This is a genomic window from Mucilaginibacter sp. UR6-1, assembly GCF_020880975.1.
Taxonomy (GTDB): domain Bacteria; phylum Bacteroidota; class Bacteroidia; order Sphingobacteriales; family Sphingobacteriaceae; genus Mucilaginibacter.
This window is the reverse complement of the sequence record NZ_JAJIWP010000001.1, coordinates 1102187-1120854: the sequence shown is the minus strand read 5'-3', so window position 1 is coordinate 1120854 and position 18668 is coordinate 1102187. Positions and strand designations below refer to the sequence as shown.

The 18668-nt window shown below is 43.9% G+C and carries 10 protein-coding genes and 1 riboswitch; of the genes, 8 read left to right on the top strand and 2 right to left on the bottom strand.

All coding sequences use genetic code 11. The features are described from left to right. Positions 1-111: 111 nt before the first annotated feature. Positions 112-2682 carry an NACHT domain-containing protein gene (locus LJ707_RS04730; protein WP_228949645.1) on the bottom strand — a complete coding sequence of 857 codons (2571 nt, stop codon included), beginning with the start codon at positions 2680-2682 and terminating at the stop codon, positions 112-114. A gap of 285 nt (positions 2683-2967) precedes the next feature. On the opposite strand from LJ707_RS04730, the gene LJ707_RS04725 reads away from it, so the two are divergent. From LJ707_RS04725 to LJ707_RS04690, 8 genes are all read left to right on the top strand, one after another. Further along, a complete protein-coding gene (locus tag LJ707_RS04725) occupies positions 2968-10857 on the top strand; it encodes a gliding motility-associated C-terminal domain-containing protein (protein ID WP_228949644.1) in 7890 nt (2629 codons plus the stop codon). After that, positions 10854-11852 carry a PorP/SprF family type IX secretion system membrane protein gene (locus LJ707_RS04720; RefSeq protein ID WP_228949643.1) on the top strand — a complete coding sequence of 333 codons (999 nt, stop codon included), beginning with the start codon at positions 10854-10856 and terminating at the stop codon, positions 11850-11852. The genes LJ707_RS04725 and LJ707_RS04720 overlap by 4 nt, the downstream gene beginning before the upstream one ends. A gap of 11 nt (positions 11853-11863) precedes the next feature. Beyond that, complete coding sequence (locus tag LJ707_RS04715; RefSeq protein WP_228949642.1) at positions 11864-13828, top strand: OmpA family protein; 1965 nt, start codon at positions 11864-11866, stop codon at positions 13826-13828. A gap of 162 nt (positions 13829-13990) precedes the next feature. Beyond that, positions 13991-14088: riboswitch (TPP riboswitch) on the top strand. 101 nt (positions 14089-14189) lie between these two features. Further along, positions 14190-14909 (top strand): class I SAM-dependent methyltransferase, encoded by a 720-nt coding sequence (locus LJ707_RS04710; protein WP_228949641.1) that lies wholly within the window; start codon positions 14190-14192, stop codon positions 14907-14909. A gap of 10 nt (positions 14910-14919) precedes the next feature. Continuing rightward, a complete protein-coding gene (locus LJ707_RS04705) occupies positions 14920-15966 on the top strand; it encodes an AIR synthase-related protein (RefSeq protein WP_228949640.1) in 1047 nt (348 codons plus the stop codon). Then, entirely contained in the window at positions 15963-16598 is a 636-nt protein-coding gene (locus tag LJ707_RS04700; RefSeq protein ID WP_228949639.1) for a thiamine phosphate synthase, read from the top strand. Before LJ707_RS04705 ends, LJ707_RS04700 begins: the two co-directional genes overlap by 4 nt. Before the next feature lie 12 nt (positions 16599-16610). Next, complete coding sequence (locus LJ707_RS04695) at positions 16611-16871, top strand: Trm112 family protein (RefSeq protein WP_228949638.1); 261 nt, start codon at positions 16611-16613, stop codon at positions 16869-16871. Between the two features lie 164 nt (positions 16872-17035). Further along, positions 17036-18331, top strand: coding sequence for a DEAD/DEAH box helicase (locus LJ707_RS04690; RefSeq protein ID WP_228949637.1), 1296 nt, complete (start codon positions 17036-17038; stop codon positions 18329-18331). 45 nt (positions 18332-18376) lie between these two features. On the opposite strand, the gene LJ707_RS04685 is transcribed toward LJ707_RS04690, so the two are convergent. Then, positions 18377-18598: a VF530 family DNA-binding protein gene (locus tag LJ707_RS04685; protein ID WP_370632375.1), complete on the bottom strand. Its 222-nt coding sequence runs from the start codon at positions 18596-18598 to the stop codon at positions 18377-18379. Positions 18599-18668: the final 70 nt, after the last annotated feature.

Genomic DNA, 18668 nt, shown 5'->3' with positions numbered 1-18668 from the left:
TTTGTTACTAAAATCTTGTAACTTGCTGATAGTCACCGCGTAAGTACTTTCTGTATCGGCAAGTAATCGAATTAATAATTGAAAATCATTTTTTTATTGAATATATCCAAACTAAACATAGCTATTTTGTTCTTTCTTAAATATAATGGCTATGTTATTCAAATGCTTTTCTGACTGTAAACCTGCTTTGCTAACCCCAAGCCGGATAAGCATTTTTGAAAATTGGTAGCTTAACTCTTTTTCGTGTTTCTTAACAAATGGAGAGTTACCAAACACGCTTAATATAAATTGCAAGAGCAGTAATTTCGGTAAATTGTAGTTGCCATTGGTGGTTAGCTGCTCAAATTTATCAAATGTGTTTGCCTGCAAATCGTAATCGCCGGTAGTTAGTGCCAATTTAATTTTAATCTCATGTAATAAAACATCGGACAACATTGCATTTTTAGTGCCTGGAACCTGTGTTAGGTTTTCTATATCCTTTAAAAGGTTAACAGCCATAACAATATAACCGGTGTTGATATATCGGTTAGCTGTTAATGCATTTGTTATAAGGTTAAAATACCGGTCGTTTGATCCATATTCCTCGTTTAACTTTTTAGCAAGCCGTGCTTCTTTATATGGATTATCGCATACACGGGCAGCCAAACTTAATACAGTCAAATAAATTTGGTATAAAGAGGGTTTTTCGGCTTTTTTATCAACGGGTTTAAAAAGGTACTTAGTAAGTTTTACAATAAAATCAGGATCTATAGTACCAAACTTTAAATAGTTAAAAATAAATTCAAGGCAGCTTAACGGGTGTATAGGATATGTCTCATAGTGGCTTTTGCTTTCAAGTTTTATTTGATTGATGTATTTTTCAAGTTTTGTTAAATCAAGTGCTGTTGTAGCTGTAAAGCTAAGCGCTATATAAAGTGACGCACGGTTAGCCGGGCTGATATTGTACTTACTAAAAGCCAGTAATATATCTTCATTGCACGGTTCAATTAACTCCGGATGCACGAAGTGGTCAAACAGTTCATTAACGATAGTATGGTCAATACCGGCATTTAAATCATTATTTTGTATTTTATTTTGATGGGTTCTACTAATCAGCTCAATTAAAAACCGCAACAACTCTGTACGTTCAGTTATATCAATAGCTATAGTGTTTACAGCACTTAATTTGCTTGTTTTGCCATTTTGTATGGTATACATCAGGCACCATTTTAATACAGGCAATTTAAGCGCATTGGTATGCTCAAGCTCATTTAAGTTATTAACCAGGGCTTGGTCAAACTTGTAATCATTTAAATGCAATAGTTTTCTGGCTAACATATATTCCAGAAAATCACTTTTCATGAACTGTATACTAATGTGATATTTTAATCCTTCGCTTTCATTAATCTCTCTTAACACACCAATACCCAACAATTCCCGATATGCCGAATTGTATTGTTTAAGCAAGTGATTTACCTTTAACTTGCATACGGATAAGTAACCATCATCAGGGCGCATTTCATCAATAAACGCGTTAAGCAGGAGTATTTTTTCGGCTGAGTTGTTGCTCAGGTATACTTTGTTAATTATAAATTCAGCTATCAATTCATTAACTGATACATGGTTGGCATGATGTAATGAAAAATTGTGTTTGTTTTTTTTGTAGTAAAACTGAAGGTACAGAGGATAGCTGAATTTTTCGATAAGTTTAATATCATGCGGTAGTTTAGCATCATTACCAAGGTTTTTACTTAACTGTCGTAATTCATCAACACTTAATAAAGGCACGTTTATTAACAGCGGGGCGCCATATTGCGTACCTAAAAACCATTTTTCACCATTATCAAAAACGTGCTTGTGGTTAGTCCATGATGACGTACGCATCGTTACAATGAATTTGAAACGGTTGCACGATTGATAGAACGAAAACACATTGGCCAGTTGATCCAGTATATTTTGAAACTGCTCTGGTTTGAACTGATGTTCATCAAGCCCGTCAATAATCAAAATAAACTTTCGGCCATCATCTTTTGCGTTCGCTAAAACGGATGGAATATCTTTTTCGGGCGAATAACCTAACAGATCAAGCAACCACTCATTTACACTGCGCCCGCTCATAAACGAGCTGATCATGGCACTGCTGCTAAAAAATAATATAATATCTTTATTATCAATGCTTTCAGGATGGTTCAATCGGTCGTCTAACCAACGGCAAAGTGCCAGTGTTTTGCCATATCCTGCTGGCGCGGTAATTACGGTAGCTATGTTATTGCCCTCAAAAAAAGCATCAAAGTGCAGGTCAATAAGTTTTCGGTTTATGGTATTTGCATAAGGTATGCCTGATCGGTTTTTGAGTGCCTGTAAGGTAAAGCGGGTCACTTTATCGGCACGTAGCTTCAGGGTATCCCAAACAGGGTCGTTATTTGTGGTATTATTTGTTTGTTGGCTTTCACAAAAGGCTGCCCAACTGCTGTAGCCACAGTATGTGGCCATTACATCAATAGTATATAACGAAGGATTAAATTTGCTGTGTGCAAACCCAAAAACGCGTTTTAACGTAGTTTCACTTAACTGATGCCGGGTTTTATTAAATATTGAGGCAGCAATGATGCGGCAATCGCAGGGGGTAATATTTGTTATACCCGCTATAGTGAGCACAGATGCTTTAAGTTGTTCAATATAATTGGGATGAATCGCATTCATCTACAAAACGAATTTAGGTTTTGGTTGATTTTTATCACTTGTTAGAATGTTTTTACGTTTTATTTAACCGGTATGTTTCAAAATTATCTTGATTGTTAATAATTGATCTATAAGAAATTTTACAAACAAAGGAGTACAACAAATAGGAATGAATAAAATGAACAACATTTAAAATACTGAACAGATGAGTTATTTGGTTTGGCAAGTGAACAAAGTGTTTCCAAACCTCATTTGGTAAGCAGACGTAAGTTAGGCGAAAAGCAATCATTAACCTAACACGTCTGTATGCGCATATTTACCTTTATTGGCAGGTGCAGTTTTATTTTGTGCCTGCTCCTGTTTTCATCTTACAAAATTCGTGCTCAACGTATTTATGCTGATGACCAGCGCAATGGCCGCGAAGGGCTGCTTTGCGCAAATTGTATTGTACAAAACGCGGGTAATGCAGTTGATGGAAACCCGCAAACATATTCGGTAATTAATGTGGCTGTTGGGTTGGCTGCCAGTACTTACCAGGAACTGATATTTACAGGCAGCACAAAACCTGCTGCTAATACCCCCATAAGGATAAAGCTTGGTACAGGAGATAACCTGGCTGATCTGACCTTACTTGGCGGTCTTTCGATACGTGCCTACAATGGTGCCGCTACGGCAGGGCCATCATACAGCGCGGCAACTTTATTAACGGCTGTAAGCAACAATAACCAGTTTGAGGTAGGGTTTACACCCACACAAACCTATGATCGTATACGTGTAACACTTAATGGCGGCCTGCTTGGTGTATTAAGTAATTTATATGTATACGATTCCTATTTTTATGGGCCCGGCCCGGCGCCATGTAATACCGCGGTTGATGAATTACACGGCATATCGGCTGGTCTTTTAAATTTAGGTGTTGATGTTGGCGGTGTTGCAAATCCGCAAAACGCTATTGATGGCAATATCAACACCGCGTCAACCCTTAACGCCGGGGTAAACATAGCCGGTGCTTATGCGCAGCAAACGGTTATTTTTTCATCACCTTCGGTAATCGGTGATTCTGTGCGTGTAACATTGGGTATTCCGCAAGGCCTCATTGATGCCGGGGTGCTGTCGCGCATATCCCTAAACACATTTTCAGGTAATGCTAATAATAACGACGAGATATATTTTAATTCGGCCTTACTATCAGTACGCTTGCTTGATCTTGAAGGCAACCGCCGCCGGGTAACCATAACTTACGCGCCAGGCAGCACGTTTGACAGGGTGCAGCTCCGCTTAGGCAGTAGTTTGGCCAATGTGCTGTCAACCCTTAATTTTTATGAAGCAAACAGGGTAATACCACGGCCGGTGATCAGCTTTAACGGCACTGCAACAAATACGGTACAAAGTTGTGCGGGCAGTAGTGTAACCTTAACTGCCGGTACCGTGCCAAATACAGTATTTAACTGGTATACCGCATCTACTGGGGGCACTCCTGTTTTTACCGGTAACAGCTTTACTACACCAGCGCTTAATGCAAATACAACCTACTATGTTTCAGCATCGCGCGCCGGTTGTACTGATGCTTCAGACCGTACAGCGGTAACCATAAATGTAAATCCAATACCCGCAGCACCGGTAGTAGCCAATAATACTTTAAGTGTTTGTCCTGGTCAGCAGGCCACATTTTCGGCCCCGGCGGTAACAGGGGTTAGCGTGCGCTGGTATACTACAGCAACAGGCGGCGTTCCGGTTTTTACAGGAAATACCTTTACAACAGGTGCATTAACAACTGATACTGTTTTTTATGCCGAAGCCATTGCGGGCGGCACCTGCATCAGCCCAACGCGTACACAGGTAACCGCTACAATTAACCCGTTACCGGCTACGCCTGTTTTAAGTAACAGTACTGTAACCATCTGTACAGGAGGAACGGCCGCTTTTAATATAGCGGCACCAGTAAGTGGTGTAATTTATCGATGGTATGCCACACCTACAGGCGGCACACCAGTGTTTACCGGTGCCAATTTTACCACGCCCGCTTTAACAGCCAACACCAGTTATTATGTTGAGGCTGAAAATGCTACCGGTTGTATTAGCACCGCCCGTTCACAAGCTACTGTAAGCGTACAAGTTTTGCCCGCGGCACCTGTGCTTGCTGCAAACAATCTTACCATTAACGCAGGCCAAGCGGCGGCTATAACGGTTAGTAACGCCCAAACCGGAGTAACTTATAACTGGTATACTTCGGCCACAGCATCAACACCGGTATTTACAGGCATTACTTACACAACGCCCGCATTGTTTATCAGTACATCGTATTATGTTGAAGCTGTAAATGCTGCCGGTTGCAGCGCAGCTACGCGCACAAGTATAACTATCAATGTGGCTATTGATAACAATTCGCCGTGTACTTTTGCCAACGCGCAAACGAGCAGTGTGAACGGGTTATGCGTAGGTTGCAGCATAATCAACGGAGCGCTTGCCACTGATGCCGATACCACAACCTACTCAACTGTAAACGTACTGGCCGGATTATCGGGAGGGTATGCTGAACAGGAATTACGCTTTCAGCAACCGGGTTTTGCCGGGGATACCTTGCGTTTTGAGATACAAACCCCTGTTAGTATTGCTGATGTTAATGTGGCCGGATCAATTGAAATAGCCCTGTACAATAATACCACACAGGTTGTTCGCTACGGGCTTGATAACGGGTTAGTGAAATTGCGGCCGATTGGCGGCAGCAACCGGTACATGGTATCTGTACCCGCTACCGGCAGTTATGACAGGGCAACCATCAGGCTTAATTCGGGCGTGGCAAGTTTGCTCACATCATTACGGGTGTACTATGCATTACAAACCTATCCGGCGCCAGTGTTGGCATCCATCCCCGAAATATGCGCAGGCAGCACAGCACAGCTTAACATTACTTCTCCTGCTACAGGCGTATTTAACTGGTACACCACGCCAACCGGGGGAACACCTGTTTATACGGGTGCTAATTTTACTACGCCTCAGCTTACAGCAAACACTATCTATTATATTGAAAATTTACGCAACGGATGTGCAGGCAGTGTGCGCTATCCTGTGCAGGTACTTGTTGGTGATCCTCCGGCAAAACCTGTTGTTGTACCGGCAAGTGCAAGTATCAATAGCGGCGAAACTATTACATTAACAGCCAATGTAGCTAACAATACTGTTGTAAAATGGTACACATCAGCATCGGGTGGTACCCCGGTGTTTACCGGTACCAGTTTTACAACGCCTGAACTTACATCAAATACCACTTATTATGCCGAATCATCAACAGGAGGGTGCACTAATCCTGATAGAACCGCGGTAACAATAACCGTTGTGCCGGCAGTAGTGCCTGATGTTGCGGTAACCCCGCCAACGCAATCAGTTAACCCTGGTAGTTCGGCTACGCTTACGGCTACATCAACAACGGCTGGTGTTATATTTAACTGGTACACCACGCCAACAGGCGGCACCAGCATTTATACCGGCGCTACATTTAATACACCGGCGGTTTTTAATAATACAACTTATTATGCCGAGGCCGTTGTGGAGGTCACCGGGGTCCGGTCTGCTGTAAGAGCGGCCGGTTTGGTAAATGTTAACGCTACCGATGAAACCCCGGTTCCATGTGACGCGGCCATCAGCCAAACAACAGATGTAAACGGTTTGATCTGTATCGGGTGTTCTGTAGCCAATGCTACAGGGGCTGTTGATGCTGACGCGAATACTTTCTCAAGATTAAATGTTCCGGTGGGATTACTAAACGCGTACGCCCAGCAAACGCTCCGGTTTGCTAATACCGGCCGAGCGGGCGACAGCCTGATCGTTGAGCTTGGCATCCCCGGAACACTTGCCGACGTTGGCGTATTATCACAGATCGCTATAGCAACATATAATGGTAATACTTATAATAATGACCGTTTTACACTCAATGGTTCATTACTTAATGTGCGCCTTGTTAACGGTACAAGCCGTGTAAGGATAGCCTTTAGAACCGGTGCCGATTTTGACAGGGTAGAAGTGAGGCTTAACGCAGCAGTTGCCGGGTTATTTGACGGATTGAATATTTATTCAGCATCCCAGGCCGTAGCCGCGCCGGTAATTACCAATGCAAGTGTTGCAGCCTGTGAAGGTACGCAGGCAACATTAACCGCCACTGTGCCCGATCATGTTACCGTGCGCTGGTATACTACACCAACAGGTGGTACCCCGGTATTTACAGGGAATGTATTTAATACACCGGCATTAACCGCTAATGTTACTTATTACGCCGAGGCAAGCCGTACAGCCAGCGGTTGTGTGCAAACTGTACGCACACCGGTAAGCATAACTGTAACCCTACAGCCTGATGTGCCGGTTGTTTCAGTACCTAATGCCACCATATGCGCTAACACCACCGCTACTTTTGCCGCGCAACCGGTAACCGGGGTAACCTTTAACTGGTACAGTGTGCCAACAGGTGGTACTCCTGTATTTACGGGCGCAACGTTTATTACTCCGGCTCTAACTGCATCAACCTCATATTATGTAGAAGCAACAGCCGGTGCATGCGGCAGTTCGGCACGTACGCAGGTAACGGCAAACGTTACACCTGCGCCATTGGTGCCGCAAATAGCTCAGGCGGGGACTGAAACCTGCTCGGGCTCATCGGCAGTGCTTACCGCCACTTCAACCGAGCCGGGCGTTACATTCAGGTGGTACACCACGGCCACAGGTGGTAATCCGGTGTTTACAGGCGCGCAATTTACAACACCTGAGCTGTCGTCAAGTACATCTTACTACGTTGAGGCAGTGAACGGTGAATGCGTGAGCGATTCACGCGCCCAGGCCAATGTTACGGTTAACCCTGCGCCCGATAATCCTACAGTGGTGGTAACCCCTGCAGGCGGACAGGTATCCTCGGGTCAGTCAGCCAGTATTACGGCAAGTTCAGCTACCGCGGGTGCTACATTCAGGTGGTATACGTCAGCATCAGGCGGCACGCCGATTTTTACAGGTACAACATTTACAACGCCTGCGCTTAGCAGCACAACAACTTATTATGTTGAGGCAAGTATAGCGGCAACCGGTTGTGTGAGCGTTTCACGTACTCCTGTCACCATTACGGTAAACCCGGTATTTTCAACAAATTGTGATCTGGCATCAACGCAAACCAATGATGTAAACGGCGGCCTGGCTTGCGTTGGCTGTACTATAAGTGATGCCGATAATTCAGTAAATACCGATACAACTGATTTTAGCCAGCTAAATCTGCCGATCTCAGGAGGAGGATCTTACGTGGCACAAACCCTGGTATTTGCTGATGCTGGCCTGGCCGGCGATACGGTGAAATTGAAAATGAGTGTGCCAGCTTCGCTAACATCAGCGGCAGTATTGCAGCGCTTACAAATAGCCTCATTTAACGGGGCCACGTATAACAATGATCGCGTTAACCTTAACAGCGGTATCAGCCTTCAACTACTGGGCAACGGGCAAACCGCTATCATAAAATTTGTACCCGCCACAGTATATGATCGGGTTGAAATAAGGCTAAACAGCGTTGCCGCGGCAGTATTCAACACACTTAATGTATATTATGCATCAAAACAGATTGAACAGCCGCAGGTGGCAGCAGGTACATTAAACATCTGTTCAGGCAGTACCGCTACTTTTACGGTCAACAATGAACGCGCAGGGGTAATTTATCGCTGGTACAGCACTCCAACAGGTGGTGTACCTCTGTTTACCGGAACAAGCTTTACTACACCCGAATTAAGTACCACAGCAACTTATTACGTTGAAAGCGTGCGTGAAACCAATAACTGTGCTAACCCGGGCCGCGTAGCGGTAACCGCTAATGTTACACCACTTCCGGCTAACCCGGTATTTGCTGATAACAGCACGGTGATTTGTGCAGGCGAAAGCGTTACTCTTACGGTGACCAATGCAAATGGCGCTACGGTGAGGTGGTATAATGCTGCAACAAATGGTACGTTATTGTTTACCGGTGCAAGCTACATTGTAACCCCGGTTACAAACGCTGTTTACTATGCCGAGCTAAGTAATGGTGATTGCACCAGCCCTACCCGCACCGCAGCTAATGTTACCGTTAATCAACGGCCATCAGCGCCGGGTGTACAAAATGCCAATGTACAGGTTTGCCCCGGTGAAACCGCTGTATTACAGGTTGCCAATCCGGAAGCCGGGGTAACTTACCGCTGGTACAGTGCTGCAACAGGCGGCACCGCGTTATTTGCTGGTACGGCATATACTACACCTGCTGTAACTGCCAATAGCATTTATTATGTAGAAGCTGCCACTACATCAACCGGTTGTATAAACAATGGTGGCCGTACGGCGGTGAATGTAATTATTAATGACGCTCCGGCAGCGCCGGCGCTGAGCGCCGCGCTTACACAGGTATGTAACGGCGGTAGTGTTACTATTACGGTTGTTAACCCTGTTACGGGGCATATATATAACTGGTATACCGTTGCAACAGGCGGTACGCCGATATTTACCGGTACCAGTTTTACGGTAAATGGTGTTACTACTGATGGTGTTTACTATGTTGAAGCAGTAAGCAGCTCATCATGTGTGAGCAGTACACGTACACAAACCAATATTGATGTATTGCCAATACCTCAGCAGCCGCAGGCAACACTTGCTGGTGGTGGTAACGCGGTTTGCGCAGGTTCGGCGGCAACATTGGTTATTACCAATCCGCAGGCAGATCTTGTTTATCGCTGGTATACATCATTAACAGGCGGCACACCTGTATTTACCGGTACAGAATATACTACACCTGCACTATCTGCTAATACTACTTATTATGTTGAGGCTGCAAATGCCGGCAACTGCGCTTCATCAGCACGTACTGCTGTAAACGTAACAGTAAGCACTCTGCCGGCCACGCCTGTATTGGCCGATGCCGACATCAGTGTTTGCTCAGGAGGAACGGCTACTTTTACTATCAGCTCACCACAGGCAGGCTTAACTTACAACTGGTATGATTCGCCTGCACGTACAAACCTGCTATTTACAGGTACAGCGTATACCACACCGGTAGTTACAGCCAATAAAACTTTCTATATATCAGCAATTAACAGTACAGGCTGTGCCAGCAATAACGTAGCAATTGCTGAAGTTACGCTTTCGCCATCGCCGCAGGCCCCGGTTATAACCCAGGGTGCATCGGTACAAACATGTGCAGGCAATACGGTTACATTAACGGTTAGCAATGCTGAAAGCGGATCATCATACCGGTGGTTTACCGGTGCAACGGGGGGCAGTCCTGTATTTACAGGTACCGTATACAGCCCTGTAGTTACAGCCAGCTCCACCTATTATGTTGAGGCGCTTAACGCCGGTGGTTGTGCATCATCCACCCGTACATCTGTAACAGTAACAGTAGTGCCGCCACCTGCCGCGCCGCAAATTACATCACAAAATGCAGGCATATGCCCGGGCAGCAGTGCTACGCTTACAGCTACATCGGCTACCGGTACTACCATTCGTTGGTATACAAGTCAAACAGGTGGTACGCCGGTATTTACGGGTACAAGTTTTAATACACCGGCTTTGAATACAAGTACCACTTATTATGCTGAGGCCGTGTTTGATAATGGCGGCTGTACCTCGTTAACCCGTAAGGCAGTACAGGTGATTGTATTTCAGCAACTTGCCGCGCTGGTGGTATCAATAACCGAAACAAACACCAGCAGTGTTACCATTAGCTGGACAAGTATTACCGGGGCAGGCGGTTACCAGGTAAGTGTTGATAACGGGCAAACCTTTACCGATGCCGGCAATACAACTACTTACACGGTAACAGGGCTGCAAAGCGGCGAAACAATTTCAATAGTAGTACGGGCTATAGGTACTGCTGATTGCCAAACCAGCAGCAACTCCGTATTGGTAAAAGCCACAGCACGTACACCTGACAACCTGATCTTTGTGCCTAACGCGTTTACCCCGAATGGCGATGGGAATAACGATATACTATATGTGTACGGTTCGGTTATTAAATCGATGACCTTTAATGTGTATACCCAGTGGGGCGAAAACATCTTCCGTTCAAATACCCAGGCAAACGGCTGGGACGGAACTTATAAAGGTACCCGGCAACCGGTCGGTGTATATGTATACTACCTGGATATAGTAACCAACGATGGCCAGAAAATATTTAAAAAAGGAACAATCACCCTATTACGATGAGAAGACTTATAATACTAATAACCGTGCTGCTGCAGTTTGTAACAGCCGGAATAACAAAAGCGCAGATTGACCCGCATTTTTCACAATATTATGCTTATCCTTTATGGTTAAACCCGGCGCTTACCGGGGTTATAAATGGCGATCTGCGTGTAAATGCCAACTTTAAAAACCAGTGGGCCAGCATTGGCGATGCTTATAAAACAGGTGCTCTTTCTGTTGATTTTAAACCGAATGAAAAAGCAGGCATCGGCTTTAATGTGATCAACCAGGCGGCAGGCTCGGCGGGGTTTAATTACTTTGCCGCTTACGGCTCATTCGGATACGGTATTGCCATATCCGAAGATGGTAACAAGAAGCTGAATTTTGGCGTTCAGGCGGGTATAATTAACCGTAGTTTTGATATGAATAAACTACAGTTAGGCAATCAGTACGATCCATCAACCGGTTATAACCCTAACATGCCCAATTTTGAAAATTTTTCAAGCAGCAGTGCAACGGTGTTTGATGCAAGCGCGGGTATGTTTTATTATGACGGTGACCCTTCTTCAACCGCGAATTTTTTTGGTGGCGTAAGTGTGTCGCACCTTACCCGCAGCCGCGATCCGTTCGCTACCGATGGATTGAACGCCAAACTGCCTATGCGCTATAATTTTCATGCCGGGGTACGCCTGATGGTAGCCGAAGCGTTTGACGTGATACCACACGCTATATACGTAAGGCAGAACAAGAACCAGATAAAAGCCTTTGGCGCGTATACCGAAATGAAGATGGCCAATGATAACGGATTGATATTAGGTGCCATGTACCGGTTTGATGATGCCGCGATAGCCAATATAGGCTACCATGTAAACAGCATGATTATTGGTGCAAGCTATGATTTCAATACATCGGCACTAAATGCTGCCAGCAATAGCAGGGGAGGTATCGAGCTGTCGGTTAGCTATGTTTTTCGCAAACGTATTCAGGGCCCCGAACCAATTTGTCCACGGTTATAATTTTAGATGTTATGAGAAAAATCCTCCTTACCATAATTATAACCCTACTGATTGCCTCGGCCTTTGCCCAGTTTAGTAAAGACAATAATATTTCATTGGGCGACAAGGCGTTCCGTAATAAAGATTATTACGAGGCCGCGCATTATTACCGTAAGGCGGCTGAGGGTTTAGATACTACTATAGCTGTAAACGTGCCATATCAGGCAGGTGAAAAGGTTGATAAAAAAGTAAAAATTAACAAGAGCAGGGCTTACCTGGTGTATCAGTTGGCAGAATCATATCGGTTATACGAAAATTATATTGAAGCCGAAGGCTGGTATGCCCGTATTGCAGGCAGTGCTGATGAGGCGCAGTATCCGCTGGCAAGGCTTTGGCATGGCGTATGCCAGCGGGCTACCCAAAAGTTTGATGCAGCCATTGCCGAACTGGAGCGCTTTAATGCCGGTTACAAGGGCGACAATAAGTATCTTGCTATTGCTCAAAAGGAGATAGCCAATTGCCGCTTTGCCAGGTATCAATATAAAAACCCTGCGGCGGTTGATGTTATTAAGGCAAAAGATGGCTGGAATGCTGATGGATCATCCTACTCGGTAATGAAGTATAATGGCAATTACTGGTTTACATCATCCCGTTTGATTGCGGGCGATAAGGATCGGCTTAACCGGATTTACGCGGCAGGCAATGGCATTGTAACGCCAGAGATAGTTGTGTTTAAAGAGGATCAGGATATAGACGATGTTGAATATGGTACGCCATCATTTGATCCTACCGGCAAACGCTTGTATTTTACACGCTGGTATAAGCAGGGCAGCAAAATTACCTGCGACATTTATATGATACAGGTTGGGAGCGAAGGGTTAGGCGCTATGAAGAAGCTCAACAGTAATGTAAATGCTGATGGTCATCATAGTAAACAACCTTTTGTATCGGCTGATGGTAAACAATTATACTTTGTATCTAACAAGCCCGGTGGCCTGGGTGGCGATGATATTTGGGTGAGTGATTTAAATAGTGATGGAAGCCCGTTGAATGCTACCAATTTAGGGAGCACTATAAACACGGAATTTGATGAGCAGGCACCGTATTACAACGCTAAAAAGCAAAAGCTTATCTATAGTTCAAAAGGATTTACCGGCTTGGGCGGATTTGATTTTTTTGAAAGCGGCAATTCATCAGGTCAATGGTCGGCATCTCGTAATATGGGCTATCCCTTTAATTCAGCTAAAGATGATCTGTATTATTTTCCTGATGATGAGAATTCCAACAAGTTCTATTTCAGTTCTGATCGTGAATCTGACTGCTGCCTGAATATTTTTGAGGGGTATGACAGGCGAAGTATTCTTTCAGGCTCAGTGTCAGATTGTGTTACTCATAAACCATTAGCCGGTGTTAAGGTGAGCTTTATTGATTCGCTCACCAAAAAAGTAACCGGCGATACCATTACCAACATCAATGGTATATACACCTTGATAGGCGGGGGAGGCAAAATGTATAATATCAGGTTAGAGAAGCGCGGATATTTTACCAAAGTTTTACCGGGCAGGCCATCTGCGCGTACCGGTAATGATACCTTGTTTAATGGCGATATATGTTTGCAGGCGTACCAGATAAATAAGCCGATAGTTATACAAAACGTGTGGTATGATTATAACGAAGCTACCCTGCGGCCGGAATCTAAATTAGTGCTTGACGAACTCGCTACCATCATGCTCAACAATCCTAAGCTGTTGGTTGAACTTGCTGCCCATACCGACTCAAAAGGCAAAGACGCATATAATGATGCCCTATCTTTAGCAAGGGCAAAGGCATGTGTTGATTATATCATATCAAAAGGCGTAAGCGAAAGCCAGCTCTATGCAAAAGGGTATGGCGAACGGCGGCCTGTAGCGCCAAATACGTTACCCAACGGTAAGGATAGCCCCGAGGGGCGGCAATTAAACAGGCGTACAGAGTTCACTGTAAAAAAAGTTGAATAAAGATATTTATTAAACGAAATATAATTTACTGCACACTACCGATGTTCCAGGTGTTTTAAAAACTGATGCTGCAGAGGGTAAAAATAATTTTACAACAAAAAATACAAGCATAATGATTTTTACAACGCACTTGTATTCTACAATAACTATATCTAAATTGCCAATGTTTGCACGGGGTGCTTTTATTAATTAAAGGCTGAGATGATACCCGATAACCTGATACGGATAATACCGGCGGAGGGATGCAAAGGTTTCATTAGGATGTTACAGCAAATGCTGTTCAATTTAATACAAAGCCTTGTTTCTGCTGCCGTATATATATGGTGCCGGGAGCAAGGCTTTTATATTAATAATAATTCTGATGGAACTAAAACAAAGCGGCGATTTTGGGCTCATGACCCGGAGTTTGACTAATTGGCAAGGGCGTAAAGAATGGTTTTTTAACCGCGAACATACCGATACTTACGAGCAATGGTACGAAGGACGTTATAAACGTGCCGAAGTGTGGCAAAAAAAGGTAATGGCACAGTTGCTTGGCAAAGATACACGCGTAAAGGAACTGTTAGAATTTGGCTGTGGTACCACACGCTTTACCCGCTGGTGGCACGAGATAGATATTGATGCCACGGGTGCCGACCTGTCACCATTTATGCTTGGCCAGGCCGTGCATTTATTTAAAGGCGACTTGGTGAACGCCGACTCGCATTATATGCCTTTTAAAGACCATACCTTTGATGCCGTAGCATTTATAACTACGTTTGAGTATTATCGTGATCCTGTTCAGGTAATCCGCGAAGCGGCACGGGTAGGCCGTCATGGCATTGCCTTTGGCATGATGAACCGTAATTCGCCCAAGGTACTGCGCAGGCGGGTGCAGCAAATATTCGGTAAAAACCCCTTTTATGTTACAGCCACCTTTTATACTCCAAAATTACTGATCGAAAAGATTGACAAAGCATTGCAGGGACGTAATTATAGTATAGAATGGACCTGTACCGGTTTGCCTGAATGGTTTCCGGTGCAACAGTGGAGTATGCCCCTGGGCGACTTCTTTGGTCTTTACGTAAAGTTCAATGATTGAAATTTAACCCATGACTCAACTATCCGGAAAAATATCGGTTGGCGGTTTTGATGAACTGATTTTACCTCGCCTGGGTTTTGAGCGAAGCAATGTTAAATGCGGTCCGGCTTTCGGCGTTGATGTATCAGTAGTTGATGCAGGGGGCAATATAGGCATTGCCATGACAAGTGATCCTTTGTCACTTATCCCATCGCTGGGACTTGCGGAGTCTGCCTGGCTTTCGGTACATCTGATGGCTAATGATATGGCAACAACCGGTTTTTCGCCGATGTATGCGCAAATGGTGCTCAACCTGCCACAAACTTTATCTCACGAGGATTTTAAGATATATTGGGAATATGTGCACCGTTATTGCAAGGCTATCGGCGTTGCGATAACCGGGGGACACACAGGTAGCATAGAAGGACAAAACTCTACTATCGCCGGTGGCGGCACTATGTTGCTAACCGCACCGATAAACGATATTTTATTAAGCAATAAAGCTCAGCCGGGTGACGTGATCATTGTTACCAAGGGGTGTGCCTTATCATCAGCCGCTATACTGGCAATGAGCTTTCCTGAAACGGTTAAAAACAGGCTTGGTACGGAGGTTTATTATAATTGTTGTGATCTGTTTTATCAAACCTCATCGTTACCGGATGCTCTTGCAGCAAAGGCAACGGGGCAGGTGAGGGCTATGCATGATGTAACAGAGGGAGGAGTGCTGGGAGCTGTCTACGAGATGGCCGTTGCATCGGGCCTTGGCGTTAGAATATACGATCATCTTTTGCCGGTTGGCAACGCTCAGCAACAGGTTACCCGGCTATTTGGTATTGATCATCGATATTGTATTGGTGCCGGTGCTATGATTATAGCAGCAAAACCGGGAACAGTTAATGAAGTTATATCCGCACTTAATGCCAGGCAAATAAAGGGTACCGTAATCGGTTCGTTTGCTGAGTGTGAGCAGGGATGTATGCTGATTGATGATGAGCATAACGAGCGGGTTATGCCTTATCACGAGAAAGACCCTTATTGGGCAGCTTTTTATAAAGCTTATAAACAAGGGTGGAAATGAAAGGCATTCAAACTATAAAAGGTGGTGTATACCTTGTTGTTGATCCCGCTATGGAACGCTCGTTGCTGCTATGCAAATTGGCTGCAGCATTAAAGGCCGGGCTTGTAGCTGTGCAGCTTTGGAATAACTGGTTACCCGAAACAAATAAACAGGAATACATCGCAGTGGTTTCTGACGTATGCCGCGCTCATAAAGTGCCTTTAATTATTGATAATGAGTGGGAGTTAATGCTCAATTCGCCATTTTTAGATGGTGTGCATTTTGCAGCCATACCTGATAATTATGACTTAATTAAACAGCAAATAAATCGTCCGTTTTTGGCGGGTATTACCTGTTCAGGCGATTTAAAAACTGTTAAGTGGGCTGATAGTAATAAAATACATTACGTATCATTTTGTGCCATGTTTGCATCCCCTTCAGCCGGTAGCTGTGACATTGTTATGCCCTCAACGGTAAGGCAGGCACGTCAACTCACATCAATGCCATTATTCGTTTCAGGTGGTATAACGCCAGACAATATTTGTTCGCTTCGCGAGCAAACACCGTTTGATGGTGTAGCAATAATTTCAGGTGTCATGAGCGCCGATAATCCGTTTGAAAAAGTATTGCGTTACCAAAATGCTTTAAAATAATAATCTGTAATAATGAAGTTAAACACTATAAATAAACTTTGCTGCCCATTTGATAAGCAGGATTTACAATTACATGTACTGGCGCAAGACATAGAAAAGAACGTGATAGAAGGATTGCTTACCTGTACTACTTGCAAGCGAAAATATCCTATTGTATATGGTGTACCTATCATGGCTCCTGACGAATACCGCCAGGTAGCCCTTGAACAGCCAATAGTTGATCGCTGGAAAATACAGTATGATTTTGATCTGGTTAATCTGTTACCTGCTTGAGTACTTAAATATATGCCCATCGCAAAAGTAGCCTGTTTCGAAACACTTTTAGCACTACTATTGGCAACCTCATTAAATAAAAACAATTAACCAATATAAGCCGGGAGATAAATGCGGCATAAAAAACTAAATTTGTCGCACTTTCGGGGTTTTAAATATAAGGTATGGCGTGGTCAGATAAATTTAAGCTAAAAAAAGGGTTAGTACAGTCTTTAAATGAAGTAGGTTTCGTAGCTCCTAAAGAAATACAGCAAAAAACGTTGGCGCGTATTAACGGGGGCCAGGATGTAATAGGGGTTGGCCCCGAAGGTTGCGGCAAAACCACTACTTATATTTTAGCCGCACTTAATAAATTTAACTTTAAACCCACTGGTGTGCCTAAAGTTTTAATACTGGTACCCGGTAAAGAAAAGGTAGAAGAGGTTATTGCTAAAATTGGCCGGCTCAACAAAAATAAAGCGCTTAATGTAGTGCCTTTATTTGCTGCCCAGGGCATAGAAGCACAGCTTGATGCCATGGCCAATGGTGCTGATATTGTAGTTGCAACACCCGACAGGGCGCGTGCAATTTATCTTAAACTTGGCCTTGATGTAAACAAGATTGAATTACTGGTTATTGATGATGCCGAATTGATTGTTAAACAAGGCCTGCAATTACCTGTAACCGAACTTGCTCACAGCATACCTAAATGCCAGCACCTTGTGTTTACCGAAGTATTGCACGAGCGTTTAAATAAAATGATAAGCCCTTTTATGAGGCAACCAGCTACAGTTGAGGTTGAAGAAATAGGAGAGCCGCGGTTTAATCTGCATCCGCAGATGTTGTACCTGTTGCCAAATTTTGGTACCAAATTGAATTTGTTGAACTTGTTTATACAAGATGAAGACCTGTTTACCAAAGTAGTACTGTTTGTAAATACCCGCCCAACGGCTGAAAAACTTTATAAAAACCTGCACGACCGTATAAGTACAGTTGCTTTGCTAAACTCATGGTTTTTTGAGATGGATGGTTTTGCATCGCTGCATGAGTTTAAAAGTTCGGCTACACGGGTGCTTATTATAGTTAATGATGCCGAGCAGAAGCTGGATCTGGATGATATTCCCTTCCTGATTCATTTTGAATTACCGGTTGAAAAGGAAACCTACATCGGCCGAATGATTAACGATTTGCCGGATGTTGAAAGTGAAACCATGGCCATTACCTTTGCCACGGACCTTGAACTAACAGCGGTTAAAAAAATTGAGCAGGCCACCGGCCAAAAAATCCCTATGGGGGAATTGCCTGAAGATTTGATTGTTGAAAAAGAACGCACTTTTGCTGATGTTGCCGAAAAGAAAGTTGCCAAAGCGAATGATGATATTCCCGGAGCTGCATTTCACGAAAAGAAAGCCAGCAATGCTAAAACTTATAATTACCGGGCTGGTTTAAAAGCTAAAATGAATAATAAGAAAAAGCATTAATAGCTAACCGGCAGATATGTAGGGTGTCATCCTGCATGATTTTACTTAACTATTGAACGAGGTGGAAACATACAGGTCTTCCACCTTTTTTCTTGCCCACGCTGTTTTACGAAGAAATTTCAGGCTTGATTTAATACTTGGACTGTCATTAAAACAATTGATACGAATGCGAGCCCCAAGTTCATGCCACCCGTAATAAGTTACAAGATCATTCAATATCGTTTCTAAAGTTTTACCATGAAGTGGATTATTGACTTGCTGTTGCATCATTCACAAAAGTAGTATAAATAGAAACTTAAAATCACTACTTACCAATCAGGATCATCTTGTTTTTTAA